22 protein-coding genes and 3 pseudogenes are annotated in these 21224 nt (G+C 51.2%); 11 read left to right on the top strand and 14 right to left on the bottom strand.

Features of this window, described 5'->3' with window-relative positions:
- The 13 genes and pseudogenes from DW922_RS16390 to DW922_RS16330 form a co-directional block, all read right to left on the bottom strand.
- A pseudogene (locus tag DW922_RS16390) lies at positions 1–269 on the bottom strand (type IV secretory system conjugative DNA transfer family protein); the annotation flags it as partial.
- A gap of 85 nt (positions 270–354) precedes the next feature.
- Entirely contained in the window at positions 355–2256 is a 1902-nt protein-coding gene (locus tag DW922_RS16385) for an AAA family ATPase (protein WP_118727129.1), read from the bottom strand.
- Positions 2257–2272: 16 nt separating this feature from the next.
- Positions 2273–3778, bottom strand: coding sequence for a MobQ family relaxase (gene mobQ / locus DW922_RS16380; RefSeq protein ID WP_227194791.1), 1506 nt, complete (start codon positions 3776–3778; stop codon positions 2273–2275).
- Positions 3779–4020: 242 nt separating this feature from the next.
- Positions 4021–4314, bottom strand: a complete 294-nt coding sequence (locus DW922_RS16375; RefSeq protein ID WP_118610504.1) for a DUF3847 domain-containing protein — start codon at positions 4312–4314, stop codon at positions 4021–4023.
- An 82-nt stretch (positions 4315–4396) separates the two neighbouring features.
- Positions 4397–5227: a hypothetical protein gene (locus DW922_RS18170; RefSeq protein ID WP_227194785.1), complete on the bottom strand. Its 831-nt coding sequence runs from the start codon at positions 5225–5227 to the stop codon at positions 4397–4399.
- Positions 5228–5332: 105 nt separating this feature from the next.
- The gene (locus tag DW922_RS16365) at positions 5333–5629 is read right to left on the bottom strand and encodes a hypothetical protein (protein ID WP_117553194.1); all 297 of its coding nucleotides are present in this window, start codon (positions 5627–5629) and stop codon (positions 5333–5335) included.
- Positions 5630–5762: 133 nt separating this feature from the next.
- A complete protein-coding gene (locus DW922_RS16360; protein ID WP_005922906.1) occupies positions 5763–5954 on the bottom strand; it encodes a transposon-encoded TnpW family protein in 192 nt (63 codons plus the stop codon).
- Between the two features lie 79 nt (positions 5955–6033).
- A pseudogene (locus DW922_RS16355) lies at positions 6034–7461 on the bottom strand (recombinase family protein); the annotation flags it as partial.
- A 28-nt stretch (positions 7462–7489) separates the two neighbouring features.
- A pseudogene (locus DW922_RS16350) lies at positions 7490–7786 on the bottom strand (type IV secretory system conjugative DNA transfer family protein); the annotation flags it as partial.
- Entirely contained in the window at positions 7783–8259 is a 477-nt protein-coding gene (locus DW922_RS16345; protein WP_117853068.1) for a PcfB family protein, read from the bottom strand. The pseudogene DW922_RS16350 and the gene DW922_RS16345, both read right to left, overlap by 4 nt.
- 81 nt (positions 8260–8340) lie before the next feature.
- Entirely contained in the window at positions 8341–8559 is a 219-nt protein-coding gene (locus tag DW922_RS16340) for a DUF5348 domain-containing protein (protein WP_118235264.1), read from the bottom strand.
- Positions 8560–8582: 23 nt separating this feature from the next.
- On the bottom strand, positions 8583–9584 hold the full coding sequence (locus DW922_RS16335) for a DUF6017 domain-containing protein (protein ID WP_118235263.1): 1002 nt from the start codon (positions 9582–9584) through the stop codon (positions 8583–8585).
- Between the two features lie 215 nt (positions 9585–9799).
- Positions 9800–10159, bottom strand: a complete 360-nt coding sequence (locus DW922_RS16330) for a hypothetical protein (protein ID WP_118235262.1) — start codon at positions 10157–10159, stop codon at positions 9800–9802.
- A gap of 342 nt (positions 10160–10501) precedes the next feature.
- Here DW922_RS16330 and DW922_RS16325 point away from each other — a divergent pair, with 342 nt between their 5' ends.
- The 10 genes from DW922_RS16325 (at position 10502) to DW922_RS16280 (ending at position 19687) form a co-directional block, all read left to right on the top strand.
- Positions 10502–11488 carry an L-lactate dehydrogenase gene (locus DW922_RS16325; RefSeq protein WP_243032272.1) on the top strand — a complete coding sequence of 329 codons (987 nt, stop codon included), beginning with the start codon at positions 10502–10504 and terminating at the stop codon, positions 11486–11488.
- A 247-nt stretch (positions 11489–11735) separates the two neighbouring features.
- Positions 11736–11918 (top strand): hypothetical protein, encoded by a 183-nt coding sequence (locus DW922_RS16320; protein WP_118727128.1) that lies wholly within the window; start codon positions 11736–11738, stop codon positions 11916–11918.
- 54 nt (positions 11919–11972) lie between these two features.
- On the top strand, positions 11973–14885 hold the full coding sequence (locus tag DW922_RS16315; RefSeq protein WP_118727127.1) for a TetM/TetW/TetO/TetS family tetracycline resistance ribosomal protection protein: 2913 nt from the start codon (positions 11973–11975) through the stop codon (positions 14883–14885).
- 329 nt (positions 14886–15214) lie between these two features.
- Positions 15215–16756 (top strand): 2,3-bisphosphoglycerate-independent phosphoglycerate mutase, encoded by a 1542-nt coding sequence (gene gpmI, locus DW922_RS16310; RefSeq protein ID WP_118727126.1) that lies wholly within the window; start codon positions 15215–15217, stop codon positions 16754–16756.
- Positions 16757–16778: 22 nt separating this feature from the next.
- Positions 16779–16916, top strand: coding sequence for a YezD family protein (locus DW922_RS18345; protein WP_118721259.1), 138 nt, complete (start codon positions 16779–16781; stop codon positions 16914–16916).
- A gap of 114 nt (positions 16917–17030) precedes the next feature.
- Entirely contained in the window at positions 17031–17207 is a 177-nt protein-coding gene (locus DW922_RS17520; protein ID WP_154106755.1) for a hypothetical protein, read from the top strand.
- Between the two features lie 150 nt (positions 17208–17357).
- Entirely contained in the window at positions 17358–17771 is a 414-nt protein-coding gene (locus DW922_RS16295) for an ABC transporter permease subunit (RefSeq protein WP_195715094.1), read from the top strand.
- 109 nt (positions 17772–17880) lie between these two features.
- Positions 17881–18129: a hypothetical protein gene (locus DW922_RS16290; RefSeq protein ID WP_118727123.1), complete on the top strand. Its 249-nt coding sequence runs from the start codon at positions 17881–17883 to the stop codon at positions 18127–18129.
- A gap of 21 nt (positions 18130–18150) precedes the next feature.
- Positions 18151–19008: an aminotransferase class I/II-fold pyridoxal phosphate-dependent enzyme gene (locus DW922_RS16285; protein WP_118727122.1), complete on the top strand. Its 858-nt coding sequence runs from the start codon at positions 18151–18153 to the stop codon at positions 19006–19008.
- 31 nt (positions 19009–19039) lie between these two features.
- On the top strand, positions 19040–19687 hold the full coding sequence (locus DW922_RS16280) for a DUF1847 domain-containing protein (protein WP_118727121.1): 648 nt from the start codon (positions 19040–19042) through the stop codon (positions 19685–19687).
- On the opposite strand, the gene DW922_RS16275 is transcribed toward DW922_RS16280, so the two are convergent.
- A complete protein-coding gene (locus DW922_RS16275; RefSeq protein ID WP_118721253.1) occupies positions 19670–20839 on the bottom strand; it encodes a Na+/H+ antiporter NhaC family protein in 1170 nt (389 codons plus the stop codon). The genes DW922_RS16280 and DW922_RS16275 overlap by 18 nt on opposite strands.
- 243 nt (positions 20840–21082) lie before the next feature.
- Between DW922_RS16275 and DW922_RS16270 the strand changes: the two genes are divergently transcribed.
- The coding region (locus tag DW922_RS16270; protein ID WP_195715092.1) for a transposase at positions 21083–21224 on the top strand (142 nt) is incomplete at its 3' end.

Raw genomic sequence — 21224 nt, 5'->3', positions numbered from 1 at the left:
TGACTTTTTCTCTGTCCTATATTATTGTAACCCTTCGGGTCAGTGACTACATAGCTGCTGTGCATTTGCATTAAGTTGGGCTTTACAAAAAACCTCGTTTTGCCGCTGCCGGAGCCGCCGATGACAAGTACATTTTTGTTTCGTGCATATTTCGGGTGCTTCGGGCGGCTTGACATCATCAGCCGTTCGGTCTGCGTCAGCAGCACGTTATTTTCAAAAATGGGGTCGATATACGGCTTTATATCCTCGGCATTGCCCCATGAAGCGTTTTGTCAAGTGCTTTTTTGAGTTATTGACGCAAATTATCGTGAAAGTGCGAAAGTGCAAAGTGCAAAGGGTCTGCGTTTTGCACTTTCAGCTTGCGGGTTCGGGTGGCTGCTTCTTCTTGATGAAGTTGTACCATTGACCGCCGACACGCCTTGCGCCTAAAATACCGCCCATGTCGCGCTTGGCGTTCTGTACCGTCCTTTCGGATATTCCGGCTTCGGCTGCGGCTTTTACAATGTCCTCGCTGGCAAGTTCTTTTCCGTCTGCAAGTAGGTCAAGTATCAGCCTTTCGGCTTGCTCGGTCTTGGTGGCGTTGTTCCCGCCCGCGCCGGACAGCAGCTCGTCGGCGGTGATGTCGTATTCGCCTATCCATGAAAAGCCCGTTTCCGGGTCAAGGCAAAAGGCAACGGGCTTGCCCTCCGGCGCAAGGGAAAATTTGTCATGGACGATAACGCGCACATTCGGCTCTCGCTTCACGCGCCCGATCAGCAGGACGCTCCTTGCTGCGGCGCGGAAGTCGATAGAACCTAAGCCCCGGTATGCGCTCTGCCCTCCGGCAGCTTTGTTGAGATGTCCGATAAGGATAACGGCGCACCCGGTACGCTCGGCAACATCGGCAAGGCGGCGGAACATGGGGCGCACTTCGTTTGCCCGGTTCATGTCGGTCTTTTCGCCCATGTACGCCTGTATGGGGTCAAGGATAATCAGCCGCGCCCCGGTCTGCGTGATTGCCTTTTCTATGCGCTCGTCGGAGAGGGTAAGCTCCCGCTTGGCTTCATCAATCACAAGTACCCGGTCAAGGTCTGCGGCGGCTTCTATCAAGCGTGGCTTGACGGTATCGCCCAGCCCGTCCTCGGCGGTCTGGTAAATTACTTGGAATGGCGGCAAGGGCTTCATTCCCGGCAGCGTTCCCCCGGTGGTGCAGGCGGCGGCAAGGCGTAGGGCAAAAGTGGTCTTGCCCTCGCCGGGATTGCCCTGCACAATGGTTACTTTCCCAAAGGGAATATACGGCTCCCATAGCCATTCAACGGTCTGTGTGTCAACCTCGCTCATGCGGATAATCTCAACGGTTTCTTCCTGCGGCGGCTCTTTCAAGCCGTAGATTGCTTCCCGCAAATACTTCCCGTCTGTGATTTCTGCCCGGTGCTGCAATACCTCGTTCCAGTCCTTGAAAAGAGGGATAAGCCGATGGACGGTCAAGCCCTCCGGCACAAGCTCTGCAAGGCGGCTGCAAGCGTCGTTTCCGGCTTGATCGCTGTCAAGGCAGAGGTACACGGTCTTGATGTTCGGACGGTCAGAGAGAAAGCGCAACAGGGCTTTTTCTCCCACGCCGCCCAACGCCAGATAGCTTTGCTTCTGCCAGTCCTTTTTGAACAGGCAGAGGAAAGATAAGAGGTCTATCGGGGCTTCAAAGACAAACAACCTTTCGTCCTCGCCACGGTAGCAGAAGTTAAAGGCTTTGTCGCTGCCTTTCACATCAAGCCGAAAACTCCCGGCTGTGCCGCGCTGATGGGCGTATCGCGGTATGCCGCTTTCATCTCTGCCGACAAATACGGCGTTATGGTGGGCGGCTTCCTCGTAAATATCCCCGGTGGAAAAGAAAAAGCCCGTCACATCTTCATCAATGCGGCGGGCTGCTGTGAGGTAGTTCCTCGCTATGCGGTTGTCGGTGCTGCGGGGTGGCAGTCGGAAGTCGGATAGGGGCGCGGGGCTTGGTCTGTCCGGCGGCGGGGCGGCTCCTTTTTCGCCTGTCAGCAGTTCAACGGCTTCGGTGAAGCTCTTGCCGAAAAACTCCATGACAAAATCAACGGGGCCGCCGCCTTTGCTTTGGCTGTGCCTGTACCATTTGTTTCCCCGGATAGTCAAGCTGTCGTGCCGCTTCCAGCGGTATTCATTTCCGGCACGGGTAAGCTGCTCGCCCTGTGATTGCAGGAAAGAAACAAGGTCGGCTTGGTTGGCGCGGTCTATCTGTTCTTGGGTGTAATACATAAAAGTTCAACTCCTTTCAGCGGTCTATATCATGCCGTTTGGTGCAGCTCTGCGTCTGCTCCGGTTGGTCGGCGCGGAGTGCAATATCCACGCATTTGCGGATTTTTTGAAGCTCTGAAACATTGGTGCGGGTATCTTTCAGTTTGGTATAATCGCTGTCCCTCTGTGTTTTGAGGTCAGCATATTCCTGTTCCCATTCCGCAATAGGCAAGGTCTTTGTTCCTTTCGGCAGATTTGCATGGAGATAGCGACTTGCTGCGTTCCATAGGGTCAGCTCGGCGCGGTGGGCTTCCTCGTACTTATCGCGCTTGTTTGTCCAGCCGTTTTGCAGCTTTTTCAGTTCATCGTGAATGGGCTTGTACTCTGTGTAGTTCTTCCCGTATTCAATTAGCTTTTGCAGCTTCTTCATGCGTTCCTCGGCGGTTTTCATTCCCTCCCGGATTGAATAGGCTCTATCACTGACAGAGGAAAGAGAAGCGTCCAGCTCGTCAAGATTAGAGATACCATGCTCGGAAAGATAGTTGACCGCTGCCGCTATGGTTTTCAGTTCGTCGGCTGCGTGTTGGTGCTGCCAACTTTGCGAATACTTCCGGCTCTTTTCTCTCTGAACGCTCAAATACTTCATCAACAGATTTGCAAGGTTGGGAGATTGCGGCGGCTGCTTCGGGGCGGTTTCCCACACTTTGAACAGGTCGGCAATCCATTCTTTGAGCTTCCCAATCTGCACCCGGATTTCCCGTATAAGGCGGTTTGCTTTTTGGATATTTCGGTTCAGTTCGCCTTTCTCGGTGGCTACACCTTTCTTCTCCATCTGGCAAGCCGCCACGCCCATGTGGACGGTGGGTATCTCGTCAATGCCGCGCTCGGCGTTGCTGCGGTGGTCGATACGCTCCGGGCTTCCGTTTCTCTCCAAAAAGTCGTTGGTATAGTCAGCCCACGCCTTGCGCCACAAAAGGGTGTTGTCCTTGTCGTTCCAGCCTGTAAGGTCAATTTTGTGCGTCTTGTATCTGCCGCTTGGCAAGCGGATACGCTCACCGTTTTCATCAAGGTCATATTCCTTTTTGGATTTCGCCGCCCACGCGCCGCGCCCGTCAAGGGGGCGCATAGTCAGCATGATATGACAATGGGGATTGCCGCTGTTGGTGTCGTGGATAGCAAAATCCACACACATTCCTCTGGAAACAAATTGAGAGGAACAGTATTCCCGGACAAGCCGGATCTGTTCCTCTCTGGATAATTCTATGGGGAGCGCCGCGTCAATCTCTCTGGCAAGCTGGGCGTTCCCGGCTTTCTCGTAAAGCTCCACGCTGTTCCACAAGGTTGAACGGTCAGAGAATGAGGGTGGCGCGTGGGGCGGCAGCATGATTTCTGTATGGACAACGCCGCCTTTGCGGGTGTAGTCATGGGTCATTCCGTCCCATTCGTTTGTCAGCTTTTCGCCGCTTCGGTAGGCGGCTGCGGCAACGGCTGATTTGCCTTTTCCTCGGCTCACAATGCCGATGTTCCAATGGTAAATGGCTATGGGTATCACCTCCCGGATAGGATAATAAAACCCGCAAAAAAGGTACAGACGCCAACGGCGGGTGTACTGTTTTTGTGGGTGTGCAGGGATAGCCGCAAAGCGGCGCAAGGGGTGCAGCCCCTTGTTGCGGCAAAGCCGCCATATCGGAGCGCGGGGAAATCTCCCTGTGCGGAGATAAGCCCTCGGCAGAGCGCACACGCCCGCAAGGGTGTATAAGTGCGCCCTTAGTTCCTAAGGGATTTTCAGCTTGTCGCTCCCTCGGCTCGTTTTTTCAGATATTCCCGCGCTGGTTCACTCGTCAAGGCAAGCCGGAGAAGTGCTGTGGCTTCCTCGTCGGTCATGTTCTTTGCTTCCGGCACAATGCTTTCAAAGACTGCGCCCCGGACGATAAGGCGGTGGCTGCGCGTTCTGCGTTCCTCTTTGGATAACTTCTGACGCAACATTTTTTCCCGGTTCTCAAACTGCCGAATTTTCTTCTTTCCGTCCTCAATCTCGGCGGTCAGTTCTTCAAAGGTTTTTGTTCTCGGTTTCGTCATGGGTGGTCGCTCCTTTCTGCCTGTCGGCATAGAAAAAGGACAGTCGATTTTCTCGGCTGCCCTTGTGGGTGGCTATTCAATTTCAGTCTGCTGTTTTCAAATATATAAAATAGCTTGCTGTTCCGCCATAGCCATTTTCAGTATTCCATTCAGCTGTTACTTCATAAATATATCCGCCCAGTTTAAGAGTGAGTACGTTTCCAACAATAGTTACATCTTCGCTGTTTGTAGCAGGCTCTCCCCAATGTTCGTCACTCCAGCACTGCACACTTAAAATTGTATCTGGGTCTTCTGTAAATCTTAATGTAGCTGTTGTTTCTGTTGTTTCAAATGGCGGGGACAACAGATCCTTGCACTCTAACGGGTGTGGGCTATCAGCTATTGTGCTTTCAGCAGTTCCGTCAATATTTGTTTTTTGCCACGAATAAGTTCCTAATACTGCACCGATAGCGGTTTCGTCACTCACAACGCTTAATGTGGGCGGTTCTTCCAAAATTATATTGGCAGTCCCAGAGTTTAGTAATTCATTTGCATAGCTGTTGAGTGCTTCACATGGCTCATATTTTGTCTTATAACCGATACCGTCAATGACAATAAATGGGTTATACGCCATAATATCTGTTTGTGTACCGTCTACCATAGTCAAGGTAAAAACAACGCCTTGTCCATCATACTCTGTGTAAGAATTATCCTCATTATAGACAACAACATCATTCAAATATTCAACTAATTCTTGGATATTTTCAATCTCAATCGTTTTGTCTGGCGGTGTTAATAACACTTTAGCGGAAACAATCTGCGCTGCGTCCAAATCCTTATACGGTTTTTTCCCCTGTTGTGAAAAAAATACGATTACCGCGATACCTACTAAAATGATACAAGCTATTGCAATCATCAATCTCTTTTTTCTCATGGAACAAGCCTCCTGTTCTTCTCTGTTACTTGTATAGACGAAAAAATTGAAAGGAAGTTTCACTATCTATAAATATCATAGCACATGGTTATGAATAAATCCACCTCATTTCAACCTGTCAGTGGCCTTGTTTTCTCTGGCAGACCGCCGCGCAGCTTCCCGCCGTTCCTCGTTGTATGGGGCGGTCAGACGGAAAGAGAAACGCCCCTTTGCAATATCAAACTCCATGCAGTCCGTTTCGGGGTCTGCGTCGGTCTGGCGGCACTGGTCGGGGTGCTGTCCGGCGTAGGCGGCAAGCCGCTTCTTTAAGTCGGTGTTGTGGGTGCGGATATGGATAAGGGGGTCTTTCTCGTCAAACCAAATATCGGTGGTCTTTTCCTGCTTCGTAAGCCCTGTTCTCATAAACTCTCCTTTCTGCGCCCCTGTTACGCAATAGGGGCATTTTTCGGCTGTTTTTCCCGGCTCTTGACTTGGGGAAAATGAGGATTTTCAAATAGAAACCGCCCGGACGGGGAGTGTATCGTCAGGGCGGCTGTTATCGCAAGATTTCTGTTTTTTCCGGCTCTTGACCGTCAGACGCGGATAAACGCGAGCTGTCGGCAAGTGCCAGTTTGAGCAGCTTGTCGCGGAATGTTTCTGTGCTGCTGTGATTGAAAAATAACTCCGCAACAATGGTCTGCCCGTTCCTCTGGGTCGTAATGATACTGTCGGGGGTCTGTTCTGCCATAGGCGGCTCCTTTCTTTGGGCGCAAAAGAGGGGTTTCCCGTAGTTCGGGAAATCCCTCTTGGTTGACGGTTATTCTGTTTTACTGTGTGGGCTGTGCGGCGGCTGCCTGCGCCTTTCGCCTTGCCCGGTATTCCCGCGCTTTCATGCGGTCATACTCCCGCTGCTTTTCAAGGTTTCTCGCCCGGTACTCCCTTGAATACTGCCGGTGGTAGGCGCGGCTCTTTTCCTTTTTGGCTTCTTCGATTTCCTCCCGCATTTGCCGGATTTCCTGCTCGGTCGGCTCTGCAAGCTGTGTCACTTCGTTCTCAAACTTGCCGATATAATTGAAATATATGCTGATGTGCTGGATTGCGTATCTCGCCCTTTTCTGGTCGCGCTCATGCACTTCAATCCGGCTGATAAACTCGTTGAGAATGGCGGGGGTAAGCTCGGTAAAGGCGGCATGGCGTTCCGTCAGCTTCAAAAACTTCTGCGCCCGTCCTCCCGCGTTCTCATAAGCGGATAGCTGTTCTTGGAGCGTGGCAAGCTCCGCTTTCAGCGTGTAGTATTCTTCCGAATACTTCTGCGACATCTGCTCATAACGGTCTTGCGGGATCGTGCCGAGGGCGTTGTCCTCATAGAGCTTGTTCAGCACCTTGTCAATCTGTTCAAGGCGCGTCGTGATTTGCGGAATACGCTTCTGCTGCTTTTTGGTCTGGTCGGTCTGCTGCATGGCAAGGTTCTTTTTCACTAATGCTTCAAACTCCGCCCGGTTGCTGATAGAATAGTCCTCGATTTTCTTCAGCACTTCCGCGATGGTCTGCATGAGCAAGTCCGCGTCCATGATGTGCGGGGAATGGCATTTGGGGTTCTTGGCTTTTCCCTTGTGGTACTCGCTGCAAAAAGCAACGTGCCGCTTGCCGCCGTTCCGGTAATCTATACGAATGTGCATTTTTGCGCCGCAGTCCTTACAGAAAAGCAAGCCGGATAAAGGGTGGATTTCCCCGTCCCCGTTGGGGCGTCTGACGGGTGCGTTTTCCAAAATCCGCTGTACGGTTTCAAAATCGCTGCGGCTGATAATCGGCTCATGCACATTTTCTGTGATGTGCCACTGGCTCCGGTCTACATAGTGGTTATGTTTATCCCGGAAATGCTTTGTGGTCTTGAAGTTGACCACATCGCCGCAATACTCCTGCCGTGTGAGGATATTGGTCAAGGTGACTTTGTTCCACTTGCAGCGGTTATCCTCGTTGAGCGTCTTATTTTTACAGGTTCCCCGCCCGCGGTCTTTCATGTAGAAAGTGGGGGTTGGGATTTGCTCCTGTGTCAGATGTACGGCGATTTGGTTGCGGTTTTTCCCGCCGATAAACAGACGGAAAATCAAACGGACAACCTCGGCGGCTTCTTCGTCGATTATCCAAAAATCCTTGTTGTCCGGGTCTTTGACATAGCCGTAAGGGGCTTCGGTGACAATCGGCTTTCCACTCATACCTTTGGTCTTAATGCCCGTTTTCACTTTCTTGCTGATGTGTCATTTACACTTAAAATTATGCACTCCAACGTGCAGAGCCGTACTCCATGCCCTTACGGTATTTCTTTGCGTTCTTGCCTTTCACATAGACCGCAAGCCGGATAACGACAGCCCCGACAATGCCGATAAGCAAGTCCATAGGGGCGAAACTCGGCAGGGCATTTGAAAAGGCGGCAGAAAAGCCGCTGCCAATGGAAAGCAGCTTGCCGGAGAGGTCAGCCCCCGGAGAGAGCCGCACCGCCTGTCCGACTTTATCAAAGAGATACACAAAGAGCAGATAGGGGGCGTTTAGGATAAGCAGCTTCTTGATATTCGGCTTCATAGCGATACCTCCCTGTCCTTGTGTTTTGTCTTTTGACGGTTCGCATTAAGCTGCTTTGCTGCGTCCCGGAATGTGGCAAGTGCCTTTCGGATAGAGGGCTTTTGCTCCTGTGTCAGCTTCTTTGCGGAAAACTCCTTAAAGGCTGCGGTCAGAGCGTCCGCGTCCCGCCCCTTGAAAAATACAAGATAACGGGGCGGCGTTTCGGTGCTGTCTTTCTTTAGGGCAAAGTCGATACCGTATTTTTTTGCCGTCTGCTCAAAGGCTTTGATATTGCCCTCGGTTATCTCAATGTTGGAAAGCCCCGCGTTCTGCTTCGCAAGCTGCTTTAGGGTCTGCTTCCCGTGGGGCTGTTTTTCCTGCTGCTTTTTTGCCTGTGCAAGCATGGCTTTGATTGCCTTTTGCAGCATTTCAGCGGTCAGCTTTGCTCCCTTGACAGAGAGCGCAACCACTTTTTCGTTGATTTCATCTTGCAATGTTTACCGTTCCTCCTTTCCCGATAGTGATAGTGTTCTTTTGGGCGTGAAAAAAGGGCGTCCGTTCTTCACGCCGCCCTGTTAAATCCGTACCCGCAGCCCGTTCAAATCCTCGGCGCGGATACCTACAAGATACCAGTTGTCCCCGTACTCAATGCGGGTAGGCTTCCATTTGCCGCCTGTGAATACGTCCATGCACTCGCCGCAATGCAAGCCGCCGTAATAGTCGGCAATATCAAAGCGAATGTCGTAGCGGTCAGCGGTTTCATCAAAAATCAAAGCTCCTGTTTTCTGTGTCATGTGGTAAATCCTCCTTTTTTCGTTTACAGGCTTTCGCCCTCATTGTAGGTGTAATAGTCCGGGTCGCCGTACTTCGGCTTTCTCGGTGCAAGTGCGCCGCTTGCCATATCGTGAGCGACAAGGGAAGTATAGTAGCTGTCAATGGTAGACGGGGCATTGAAAAGCACCGCCTTTAGGTACTGCTTGATGTTGCGGATTTTGGTGGTGTTCTCCTGCATACAGTCAAGCACAAAGCGGATATGTTCGCTGTTCAGCTTCATAAACTTTGACTTCACAAGTTCGGCGGGGTAATCGTCCCCGGCAATACGGATTTTCTTTCTTGACGTACAGAGTGTTTCAAGGATAATGTCAACAATCTCATTCAGACGGTCATGGTCAAACTTCATATCCTGCAAGAGAATGTCATACTCGATATTGTCCTTGATGATTTCCTCATACACTCTATAAGCGTCGTTCCTTTCCGTTCTTTTCCTTTCCTGCGGCTGTGCCGTTTCGTCCTCGCCATAAGGCAGAGGGATAGGCGTTTGTTCCAAACGCCCGGAATGGATAGGAATGGAATGGGTAATTGATAAATCCGTATTTGATTTTTCTTTTTTTGGTAAGTTAGTTCTTGATATATCTTTATTTATTTGCGTTGGATTTTCCGACGTCGGATTATCCGTTGTCGGATTTTCCAATATCGGGTTAGCCGCTGTTGGATTTTCCAATATCGGATAATCCAATCCCGGCGGCTGCGGCTGCTCGTAAATGGTGTACTCGATAGCGGTCATTTTTCCTTTCTCGTCGCGCCCCTGCCGCCTTGTGATATATCCGGCTTTTTCAAGCTCCCAAATGGCGGTACGGATAGCGTCGATACTTTCCCGGTTGATGTAGGACAGCCCCGCAAGGGTATAGTCCCAATTTTCGGGAAGTGACAGCATTTGAGAAAGCAGCCCCTTTGCCTTTAGGGTAAGCTCCTTGTTGCGTAAGTGGTGGTTGCTCATTACGGTGTAGCCCGTTGTCCTTTCCACGCGGAAAACTGCCATAGCTTCATCACTCCTTTGCTGTGGATTTGTTACGCAGTAGAACGGCGATTTTGAGGGAAAAGGTATAAATCCCTTACCGCACGAAAAACGCGCCCGCAAAACCGCATAAATCAAGGCTTTTTCTGCTCCTACTGCGTAACATGAGGGCATAAAAATAGCGGCGTTCCTGTTCTCCCGGTGTGGGAGTAAGAAACGCCGCCTGTGCGGGTCTGTATTTAATTGTCGTCGGCGATTATGTCCTGCATGACTTCGCCAAAGTCAGCCGTAAGGGAAAACAGGAAGTATTCCAATACGTCGGGGTCTGCGCCCATAGGCTCGGCTTCCTCAGAAAAGGGCAAGCCCATAAGCCCGTACAGCAGCTTGACAACCTTAAAAAGTTTTTCCCTGTCTGCGGGGGTGTTCATGGTTACAAATACGTCCGTCAAGCGGTTAATGGTTTCCATGTCGCCGCCTGTCGTTACCCATACCATTTCCGCGAACGGCTGCGTGATTGCTCCGGCTACAAGGTTGATTTTATCCTTGTTGATTTCGCCGGACGGGAGTATAATACCCTTGTCTAAAAGTACGTTTTTCATGTCGTCCTCCTTCATTTTCGGTGCTGCGCTTGACGCTTTTTTGCCGCCCGCGCTTACAAAACGAGATTATGTGGAGATACGGCAAGATAAATGACGATATGCGGAAAACCTTGATTTTAAGCCATTTTCGCAAGGTTTTATAAACATTTGCGAGGACTTATAAAAGGTTTTGCGTCTATCAAATCAATAAAAAATCATAGAACTGGTATAGTAAATCCATTTCTCACAAAGACTAGACATAGAAAGGCTGCGGGATGATGAGGGCAGGAAATTTCTTGCGCACAACACCCTAATGTGTAAACCGCAGCAAAAAATAATGGCTGGAGCAGAAGCGCACATATTATGCGTGAACTGATCCGGGAAAGCGAGGGCCTTATGGGAAATGTGTTGAAATCCAGAAAAGCCGCAGTCATTGGCTGCGGCTTTGTTGGCTCTGCGACAGCGTTTACGCTCATGCAGAGCAAATTATTTTCGGAGCTGGTACTTCTGGACGTGAATACCGACAAGGCAGATGGGGAAGCGAAGGATATTTCCCATGGTATTCCGTTTGCGGCTCCCATGAAAATCTATGCAGGTGATTATGATGATATCGCGGATGCGGCCATCATTATCGTGACGGCCGGGGCGAACCAGAAGCCGGATGAAACGCGGCTGGATTTGGTGCACAAGAATACGGAAATCTATAAAAGCATCATTCCTGAGATCGCCAGCCGGAATTTTGCCGGGATTTTGCTGATCGTGTCAAATCCGGTGGATATTTTGACGTATGTGGCACTTCGTTTAAGTGGATTGCCGGAAAACCGCGTCATTGGTTCCGGGACCGTTCTGGATACTGCACGCATGAAATATGCGCTGGGACAGCATCTGCAGGTCGACAGCCGCAGCGTGCATTCTTATATTGTGGGAGAGCACGGTGACAGCGAGATCGCGGTATTGAGCAGCACCAACATCTCCGGAATTCCGCTGGATGCATTCTGTGAGATGCGCGGATATGAAAATCCGAGGGAGAAGCTGGACGAGATCGCGGAGTCGGTGAAAAACAGCGCCTACGACATCATTGCCAAAAAGCAGGCAACCTATTACGGCATTGCTATGTCGGTGCGTCGGATCTGCGCCTGCATCATCCGCAATGAGCGTTCCATTCTGCCGGTGTCCTCCATGATGCACGGGGAATATGGCATCCACAATATTGCACTCAGCATGCCGGCAATCCTGGGTGCGGACGGCGTAGAAACCCATGTACCGGTTTCACTGAATGAAGATGAGACAACACGGCTGATCCAGTCGGCAAAGACCCTGGGCGAGATTGCGCAGGAACTGGAACTGTAGCATTTGGCGTTGCTGTCAACGCAATTGTATCCATTTGACTGCAATATCATTGGATTAAACTACAGGTTGATTGTCAGAACGCCCCGCAGACTGTAGAATAAAAAACAGGAAACCGAAGCCAATCTGCGGCGCTGCATCGAATCCTATGGACTGGATGCAGCGCAGGAGCTGGGAAAGGTTTCGGAATATATTAGGAAGGAAGCGGAGAGAAAACGGTGAGAACGATCGTGGTCGGAGACATCCACGGATGCTTCCGGGAGATGGCACCTGCAGGCAGATCGTTGCTGGAAGAAAGCAGCCGCTTCCGGAGTATGGCTGCATTGGGTTGGATACCGGATGTGTGTGGAAAAAGAAACTGACCGCCATGGTCATAGAAGAAAATAAAAACGGGCTGGAGTACCAGATCCGTCAGGTGGAGTATGGAAAGTAGTCTCCTTCTGTGGTATAATTTTTGCATTATGCGATCACAGAAGGAGGCTTTTTTATGGGCTTACAGGAGCAGGAAAAAGCAAAGAACTATCGCTGCATCGGCCTTCTGGCCCATGTGGATGCGGGCAAGACAACCTTGTCCGAGGCGGTTTTATATACATCAGGAACGATACGGAAGCTGGGGCGCGTGGATAACCGCGATGCCTATCTGGATACTTATGCGTTGGAGCGGGAGCGGGGCATTACCATTTTTTCCAAGCAGGCGGTCTGCCAGCTTGGCGATACGACGGTAACACTGCTTGATACACCTGGACACGTGGACTTTTCTGCGGAGATGGAGCGGACGCTGCAGGTGCTGGATTATGCGGTGCTTGTGATCGGCGGGGCAGATGGTGTGCAGGGCCACACAGAGACCTTGTGGAGCTTGCTAAAGCGTTATCAGGTTCCAACCTTCCTTTTTATCAACAAGATGGACCAGCCGGGAACGGACCGCGAAGCGCTGATGGCAGAGCTGAAAAAGCGGCTGAACGATTCCTGCGTGGATTTTGCGGCATTGGATGGTCCGGAAGATGCGGTTCCGGAGGAAATCTGGGAAACCATCGCCATGTCCGATGAGGAGTTTTTGGAGCAGTATCTGGAAAACGGAAGCATTGCGCAGGAAGACATCCGCAGGCTGATCCGGCAGCGGAAGCTGTTTCCGTGCTATTTCGGGTCGGCGCTGAAGCTGCAGGGCGTGGAGAAACTGCTTGTCGGGTTGGAGAGATGGATGGATGCCGGAATGTCTGGCAACGCATGCTCAAAAGGGGACCTGAATGGAGAACTTCCACATGTGAATCCTGACGTGGCGTTCGGCGCAAAGGTCTTCAAGATTTCCCGCGACGACCAGGGAGCCCGCCTGACTCACTTAAAGATTACGTCGGGCAGTTTAAAGGTGAAGGATTTTCTGGAGGTGAAGGGTAAAGAGCCGGAGAAGGTCAACCAGATCCGCATGTATTCCGGCACAAAATATGAGCTGGTGAATGAGGCTGTGCCAGGCATGATCTGCGCGGTGACCGGTCCGGTGACAACGTATCCGGGCCAGGGCATCGGAACGGAGGCAGAATCCGAGCTTCCGGTTCTGGAGCCGGTTTTAAACTACCGTGTGGAGCTGCCGGAGGGCTGCGATGCCCACAAAATGCTGGCGGATTTAAAGCAGCTTGAGGAGGAGGAGCCGGAGCTTCACATTACCTGGAATGAGCAGGCACAGGAGATACAGGTGCAGGTTATGGGCGAGGTGCAGATCGAGGTGCTGAGGAGTCTGGTGGCAGAGCGTTTTGGTGTGGATATCCGCCTGGATGCAGGCAGCATTGTATACAAAGAGACGATCACGCAGACCGTAGAGGGCGTGGGGCATTTTGAGCCGCTGCGGCACTATGCGGAGGTCCATCTTCTGATGGAGCCGGGTGAGCCGGGCAGCGGCCTGCAGTTTTCTGCCCGCTGCAGTGAGGATTTTCTGGACCGGAACTGGCAGCGCCTGATCTTGACCCATCTGGAGGAAAAACGTCACCGGGGCGTGCTCACCGGTTCGGAGATCACCGATATGCAGATCACGCTAATTGCCGGGCGTGCGCATTTGAAGCACACCGAGGGCGGCGATTTCCGCCAGGCTACCTACCGGGCAGTCCGTCAGGGTTTGTGTGAGGCGGCAGCCGAGGGCTGTGTGCAGATTTTAGAGCCATATTATGCATTTAAGCTGGAGGTTCCGTCTGAGTATGTGGGCCGCGCCATGACAGACTTAGAGCGCATGAAGGGAACCATCGAGCCGCCGCAGCTAGAGGGTGACAATATGCTTTTAAGCGGTGTCGTTCCGGTTGCCACCATGCAGAATTACCAGCGGGAGGTCGTGTCGTACACGAAAGGACGCGGGCGCTTAAGCTGCGTCCTGCAGGGATATTTTCCATGCCATAATGCGGTGGAGGTGGTGCAGGAGACCAACTATGAGGCAGAGCTTGATCTGGCCGATCCGACTGGTTCCGTATTTTGTGCCCATGGAGCCGGGTTTGTGGTACCGTGGTATGAGGTAAAGCACTACATGCACATCCAGACGGGAATCCCGGTGCTGGGAGAGGAAGCCGCTGCGGATATCGGTAATGATGCGGGCGGATGGAATGCGGGAAGCGGAGCCAGAAGGAACACCGGCGCGTCTGCAGGTGATGGCAGAAATGCGGGAGCAGGAACTGGAGCCAGAGGGATATCTGGCAGATCCGTATCGCAGACTGGAAGCCGTTCGAACTCTGGCGGTGCTGCGTCCTTTGGTGCTGATGAGAAAGAACTCGAAGCCATTTTTACCCGCACCTATGGCGAGAGCAAGCGCAAACTTTCTTACGACAGCGGCCCGCGCCAGGTGGTGTATGATTCTGGAAAATATGCGCATACCAAAAAGGAAGAGCCCGTGGAGGAATATCTTCTGGTGGATGGCTACAACATCCTTTATGCCTGGGAGGAGCTTCGGGAGCTGATGAAGGTCACACTGGACGGTGCGCGTCACCGCCTCATGGACATGCTCTGCAATTACCAGGGATACCGCAAATACAACCTGATCGTGGTATTTGATGCTTATAAGGTGAGCGGCGGAGTCGGAAGCACGGAGGATTACCACAATATTCACGTGGTTTACACGAAAGAAGCAGAGACCGCAGATCAGTACATCGAAAAATTTGCCCATCAGATGGGAAAGAAATACCGGGTGACCGTGGCAACCTCCGATGGACTGGAGCAGGTCATCATCCGCAGCCAGGGCTGCCTTCTTATGTCAGCCAGTGATCTGGAAGAGGACATGGAGCGTGTCAGCCGCCAGATCGAGGAAGACCGGGGGCATTTGGTAAAGCCCGGCAAGCGATATCTGTTTGCGGATGTGGAGAAGGATCTGGCTGAGTATCTGGAGCAGGTGCGGCTCGGGAAGATTCCGGCGACATCAGAGAAGCAATGAGTGGAAACCTGGTTGCTGTATACGGGTAGGAATTTTCTGAACTGAAAATTCCGTAAGATACAGTTCTGGTAGCAGATTTTGCCGATTTGGAATGCGAAGCATCGGCAAAATCCCGTTGCCGGGCACGCACGTGTGAACGGCAACGAGAAATCTTCGCAGAATCAGAATTCCACCTTGCATTATTGTTTTTCTTGAAGTACAATATAACTGATTCGTCAAAATTTAGACAAACCATATTGGGAATGCAGGAAAAGAGCTGCTGTCTGCCGCATGGAAAACAGCAGCCATCGGACCGGAATCCGGTCGTTAAAGAAAAAGGAGAACAAGTCATGGAAAAAAGACCAGTGGTATTAATGATCCTGGATGGATACGGATTAAACGATAATTGTGAGGCAAACGCAGTCTGCGAGGGCAAGACCCCGGTCATGGACCAGCTTATGAGCCAGTGCCCGTTTGTAAAGGGTCAGGCAAGCGGTCTGGCAGTTGGTCTGCCGGACGGACAGATGGGTAACTCTGAGGTTGGCCACTTAAATATGGGTGCAGGCCGCATCGTATACCAGGAGCTGACCCGCATCACCAAGTCTATCGAGGATGGCGATTTCTTCCAGAATGAGGAGCTGATGGCAGCAGTTGAGAACTGCAAGAAGAACGATTCCGCGCTGCATATGTTCGGTCTGGTATCCGACGGCGGTGTACACAGCCACATCACCCATATTTACGGATTGCTGGAACTGGCTAAGAGAAACGGGCTTTCCAAAGTTTATGTTCATTGCTTCTTAGATGGTCGTGATACCCCGCCGACTTCCGGAAAAGAGTTCGTGGAAGCACTGGAAGCGAAGATGGCAGAGCTGGGCGTCGGCAAGGTGGGTGTTGTTTCCGGTCGTTATTATGCCATGGACCGTGATAAAAACTGGGATCGCGTGGAGAAAGCCTACAATGCGCTGACCAAAGGCGAGGGCGTTCACGCAGAGCATGCAGCAGATGCAATCCAGGCTTCTTACGACGACGGCAAGACCGATGAATTTATGATGCCAACTGTTATCACCGAAAACGGTGCTCCGGTCGCAACCATCAAAAACGGCGATTCCGTGATCTTCTTTAACTTCCGTCCGGACCGTGCACGTCAGCTGACCCGCACTTTCTGTGATGATGAATTTACCGGCTTTGACCGCGGCGAGCGCATCAAGACAACCTTTGTCTGCTTCACCGATTATGACGAGACTATCGAGAACAAGCTGGTTGCATTCAAGAAAGAGAGCATCACCAATACCTTTGGTGAGTTTTTGGCTGCGCACGGCTTAAAGCAGGCCCGTATCGCAGAGACCGAGAAATATGCGCATGTAACCTTCTTCTTTAACGGCGGTGTCGAGGAGCCGAACCCGGGCGAAGACCGCATTCTGGTTCCGTCCCCGAAGGAAGTAGCAACCTACGACTTAAAGCCGGAGATGAGCGCACCGGCTGTCTGCGACAAGCTGGTAGACTGCATTAAGTCCGGCAAGTACGATGTCATCATCATCAACTTCGCGAACCCGGATATGGTCGGCCATACCGGAGTGGAGAGCGCAGCCATCAAGGCGATCGAGACGGTAGATGCCTGCGTCGGCAGAGCAGTCGATGCCATCAAGGAAGTGAACGGTGTGCTGTTTATCTGCGCAGACCACGGAAATGCAGAGCAGCTGGTGGATTACAGCACCGGTGAGCCGTGGACCGCACATACCACCAACCCGGTTCCGTTTATTCTGGTCAATGCAGATCCGGCTTATAAGTTAAGAGAGGGCGGTTGTCTGGCAGATATCGCGCCGACTCTCATTGAGCTGATGGGCATGGAACAGCCGAAAGAAATGACTGGAAAATCCCTGCTGATCAAATAACAATTTAAGTATATGACAAGGGCTGAATCCAATCTGTGATGAGCAGATCGCAGACATTCAGGCACTTGCAGGCACTTTACAGTACGGCTCCATCGTACTGGTCTTTCAGGATGGGGCACTGGTCCAGATGGAAAAACACGAGAAAATAAGGGTACGTTAATTCTAGTATCATCAGACGTCAGGATTGACCGGACAAACCGGAGATTCTGCAGAAATATCAGTCATGGTATTTTTGCGGGGTCTCCTTTTTTTGTTCCTGCATGAGTATCCGGTAATGGAACATGGTCCAGTGTATATGAATGGAGACGTTGGATGGTGGATCAGAAAACATGATACCCGGCTAAGAAGAGAGGAGCAAACGATTATGAAAAAAAGCAATGCATCCGGAACTGGTGCGGCAGATGCCAATGCAGCAGATACTGGTGCGGCGGCCAGCAATACGGCAGATTAGAACAGTGCGCAGGGAAACGCTTCGGACACGGATGCACAGAATCCGCCGACTGCGGAGCATCCGCGCAAGGTGCTGATGTCTTTACTCCTGGAACTGGTATTTGCGAAATTACAGCGTCATCTGGCGTTTGCGTAACAGGAGGAAATGTGTATGGTAACATTCCAATTTGACTGGGTGTTTACCTGGGAGGTATTCCTGGTCTGCATGAAGCAGGTTACGGTGTGTTTTTTTGCGGCAACGGCTGCCATGCTGACCGGACTGGTTCTCGGAATTTTTCTGGCAGCAGCGAGAAATAAAAAGAAGTGGTTCCGCTATCTGGCGAATGCGTATGTGCATCTGATTCGGGGGATTCCGACCATTCTTCTTTTGCTGATCTTATATTTGAGCATCAAAAATGGCTTTAACGCACTGGCAAAGACGTATGGATGGACGGTAAATGCAACCGTGATCCCGGCGCTTGGGATCGCAGTGCTGGCACTTGGCATCAGTGCAGCCGCATTTTTGTCAGGAAGCTTTCTGACAGCGCTTCGCTCTGTGGACCCGGGACAGCGAAGGAGCTTCTGACAGCACCGAAAAATCCGCGCATGCGTGCCTTCCTGCAGCGTATTTTACCAAATGATTACGACTATCAGATATAAAATTACCCTAATATCATAGATTGAGAGGATGAAATATGGTACAATTTGATCAGATCCTGAACCGGAGAGGAACGAACTGTGCAAAATGGGACCGCCAGGGCGGAGATTTTCTGCCAATGTGGGTGGCAGACATGGATTTTCAGGCACCAAAACCACTTTTGGATGCAGTAAAAAAGAGACTGGAACAGGGCGTATTCGGTTATCCAGCGTCTCCAAAAGAAGCAGAGGAAGCCGTGGTCGGACACTATAAACGCCGCTATCAGGTGATGGTGCAGCCGGAATAGATCGTCTGGATCCCGAGTGTGATGCCTGGTGCCAATCTGGCGTGTCGGGTGGGAGGTGGAAGTATTCTTTATTCCACGCCAATGTACACGCATATCCGCCGTCTGCCGCAGGAAGCCAGGGCCGCTGTGACAGAGATTCCGATGAAAGAAGATAATCTGTTTTATACGATGGATTTTGAAGCACTGGAGCAGGCAGTTACCCCGCAGACGGGTGTATATGTGCTCTGCAACCCGCATAACCCGTTCGGACGGGTATTTACGAGGCAGGAGCTTACAGAAGTTGCAGATTTTGCAAAAAAACATGATCTTTTTGTGGTGGCCGATGAGATCCACTGCGAGCTGATCCTGGAAGGGGAGCATATCCCGTATTTCAGCCTGAACAAAGAGGCCGAGCAAAACAGCATCACCCTCTGTAGTGCGGGAAAGATCGCAAATATTCCGGGGCTTCCGCTGGCTTATGCGATCATTCCGAATCCGGATCTGCGCAAGCGCTTTGAGGAAGAGACGCTTGGCCTGTTTCCGGTCCGCAATATCCTTTCGGAAACAGCCTTGACGGCTGCTTATAATGGCTCCTGTGATGCATGGAAAGAAGAACTGCGGGACTACCTGAGGGCAAATCGTGACTATCTGGAGGTGCGGATCTCAGAAATTCCGGGACTGAAGGCGGTACATAACCAGGCTACGTATCTTGTCTGGATCGATACCCGGGAAACAGGAATCACAGATCCCTATGCGTTTTTCCTGGAAAAAGCCAGAGTCCATTTCAATGATGGAAAAACATATGGACTGGACGGTTTTGTACGGCTGAATTTCGGCTGTCCGCGCAGCCAGTTAAAAGAGACGCTGGACCGGGTGGAACAAACACTGAAACAAAAGTAAGCCATGACTTTTGGGAGAGGAGAACGAAAACATGAGTGATAAAAAACAGACAGGCTTCAGCTGTGTGGATTGCGGAAAATGCGGCTGCAAAAAGCATAACGGAGACTATCCGGAATTTTGCGCGACCGCAGCACTGACTGAGGAAGAGCTGCAGGAGATCGCGCACCTGTATGAAAACCGGGTCAACAAAAAAGTAGCCATTGCTTCTGCGGAAGTAGAAGGGGAATTCTACGGCAGATATACCCGTGTGGAAGAGACCATCGAGTTTGCAAGACGCATCGGCGCGAAAAAGCTGGGAATCGCGACCTGCATCGGTCTCCTGGAAGAAAGCCGGATTTTGGCAAAGATCCTGCGCCTAAACGGGTTTGAGGTTTACAGCGCAGCCTGCAAAACCGGTTCCATGTTAAAAACAGATATCGGCGTCAAACCGGAATACACTTGTGTAACCGGCAATGTAATGTGCAATCCGATCCTGCAGGCAAAGCTTTTAAATAAAGAAAAAGTCGATTTAAACATCATCATGGGATTGTGCTGTGGACATGACAGCCTGTTTATCAAGTATGCGAAGGGCCTGACAACAACCCTGGTAGTAAAGGACCGTGTCCTTGGAAACAATCCGGTTCAGGCGCTGTATCAGGCACGCGCATATTACAAGAGACTGTTAGAAAAGCCGATTTAGGTGCCGCACATGCCCTGCTTTATTGGCGGCGCTGAAAAGATAGCACAGCGGCACCAGATACAGAAAGAATGCCGCAAACAGGCTGGTCATCGGAGCTCCGATGGTTGCGAGGGGAACAGCACCTGCGATGGACCACGGGATGAGCGGGGCCACGATCACGGCAGAGTTTTCCAGGGCGAGTGCCATGCAGGCATTGTCGGGCTCCAGATCGTGGCCAAGCTGCGTTGTCAGCATAATGGAGAGTGTCTGGTTGCAGGCAATCATGGAGGTGCCGGCTGCTGCCACCAGAATCGCACCGAACGGGGTGATACGCGCTCCAAGCTTCGATAACCCGGCTTTCAGTCCATCTAAGAGTCTGGTATTCTGGAAAATACCGGCATAGGATGAGGAGATGCATACGATCGCTGCGACCTTCACCATGGAGAGAATACCGCCTCCATCAAGAAATGTGGCAGCCTCTGGGTCTGCAGCATGGTAGCCAGATAAAAGCAGCTGCGGCAGGTCTGTAACAGCCAGATCCTGAATGAAAAAGCCGACGACCAGCGAAGCGGCAATGCTGGCAAGCATAGCGAATTTAACCGGGATCCGCATCAGTGCGAGGATCAGGATCACAACGGCTGGCAGGATGGCTGTCGGGTGAAGCACAACCTCCCGCCCAAACAGGGAGGTAAGATCCGTCGTTTCGGTTTGGCTGTGCAGCTGAAAGCCGAGGACTCCGTACAGGATGCAGGTCAGAAGAAACGGAAACCATGCGGTGCGGACCATGTTTTTGATGTTGTCAAAGATGCTGGTCTTCGTCAGCTCGCTGACTAACAGCGCACTGGTGGAAAATGGGGAACAGCGGTCCCCGAAAAAGGCTCCGGAGAGAATGGCACCTCCGAGAAGCAGCGGGCTTGCACCTGCAGAAACTCCCATGGCCATGCAGATGACGCCGATGGTAGCTGCCGTGCCAAACGAGGTTCCGGTCAGCACGGAAAGTGCACAGTTTAACAGGAATGAGACAAGCAGGATCACCTCAGGGCGTAAGAGTTTTGCTGCGTGGCAGATGATAAACGGGATCGTCCCGCAGGCATGCCACAGGGCCGTCATCATCCCAATTAGGACAAATACGATCAGAATGTTTTTGGCAGTGAGAATGCCGGAAATGAGCATGGAGAGAATCTTCTTTGGAGGATTCCCTTTTTTTAACGTAACACTGCAAGAATTCTCCCATCCTCTTCAGCTAGTGGGATGAATTGCCTGCTTTTGATTCCTGATATGCAATAACTGGCATGATTCGATAGTGCACATATCTGTGCTGACAGAAAAAGAACATACATTCGATAAGAATATAGACATATAGAGCAATATATGATAAAATATAATCAGTCGAAATAATAAGAAAGGCTGATTTCTATGAGAAAATTGGATAGTAATGCACATTCGGTATTTTTATTATATTACCATTTGATTCTGGTGGTAAAATACCGAAAAAAGGTTTTGAATGATCCGATTTCCAATCGGGCAAAAGAAATATTTGAGCATATTGCTCCGAACT

The organism is Clostridium sp. AM42-4 (assembly GCF_003480105.1).
Classification (GTDB): Bacteria; Bacillota; Clostridia; order Lachnospirales; family Lachnospiraceae; genus Brotaphodocola.
The sequence above is the reverse complement of the archived record's forward strand: the minus strand, read 5'-3'. Positions and strand labels throughout refer to the sequence as shown.

Bases quoted from the DNA above. Each gene is read 5' to 3' on its own strand.
- DW922_RS16385 (WP_118727129.1), bottom strand. From the start codon at position 2,256: ATGTATTACACCCAAGAACAGATAGACCGCGCCAACCAAGCCGACCTT.
- DW922_RS16375 (WP_118610504.1), bottom strand. From the start codon at position 4,314: ATGACGAAACCGAGAACAAAAACCTTTGAAGAACTGACCGCCGAGATT.
- DW922_RS18170 (WP_227194785.1), bottom strand. From the start codon at position 5,227: ATGAGAAAAAAGAGATTGATGATTGCAATAGCTTGTATCATTTTAGTA.
- DW922_RS16365 (WP_117553194.1), bottom strand. From the start codon at position 5,629: ATGAGAACAGGGCTTACGAAGCAGGAAAAGACCACCGATATTTGGTTT.
- DW922_RS16360 (WP_005922906.1), bottom strand. From the start codon at position 5,954: ATGGCAGAACAGACCCCCGACAGTATCATTACGACCCAGAGGAACGGG.
- DW922_RS16340 (WP_118235264.1), bottom strand. From the start codon at position 8,559: ATGACACAGAAAACAGGAGCTTTGATTTTTGATGAAACCGCTGACCGC.
- DW922_RS16335 (WP_118235263.1), bottom strand. From the start codon at position 9,584: ATGGCAGTTTTCCGCGTGGAAAGGACAACGGGCTACACCGTAATGAGC.
- DW922_RS16330 (WP_118235262.1), bottom strand. From the start codon at position 10,159: ATGAAAAACGTACTTTTAGACAAGGGTATTATACTCCCGTCCGGCGAA.
- DW922_RS16325 (WP_243032272.1), top strand. From the start codon at position 10,502: ATGCGTGAACTGATCCGGGAAAGCGAGGGCCTTATGGGAAATGTGTTG.
- DW922_RS16320 (WP_118727128.1), top strand. From the start codon at position 11,736: ATGCTTCCGGGAGATGGCACCTGCAGGCAGATCGTTGCTGGAAGAAAG.
- DW922_RS16315 (WP_118727127.1), top strand. From the start codon at position 11,973: ATGGGCTTACAGGAGCAGGAAAAAGCAAAGAACTATCGCTGCATCGGC.
- gpmI (WP_118727126.1), top strand. From the start codon at position 15,215: ATGGAAAAAAGACCAGTGGTATTAATGATCCTGGATGGATACGGATTA.
- DW922_RS17520 (WP_154106755.1), top strand. From the start codon at position 17,031: ATGGAACATGGTCCAGTGTATATGAATGGAGACGTTGGATGGTGGATC.
- DW922_RS16295 (WP_195715094.1), top strand. From the start codon at position 17,358: ATGGTAACATTCCAATTTGACTGGGTGTTTACCTGGGAGGTATTCCTG.
- DW922_RS16290 (WP_118727123.1), top strand. From the start codon at position 17,881: ATGGTACAATTTGATCAGATCCTGAACCGGAGAGGAACGAACTGTGCA.
- DW922_RS16285 (WP_118727122.1), top strand. From the start codon at position 18,151: ATGCCTGGTGCCAATCTGGCGTGTCGGGTGGGAGGTGGAAGTATTCTT.
- DW922_RS16280 (WP_118727121.1), top strand. From the start codon at position 19,040: ATGAGTGATAAAAAACAGACAGGCTTCAGCTGTGTGGATTGCGGAAAA.
- DW922_RS16275 (WP_118721253.1), bottom strand. From the start codon at position 20,839: ATGCTCATTTCCGGCATTCTCACTGCCAAAAACATTCTGATCGTATTT.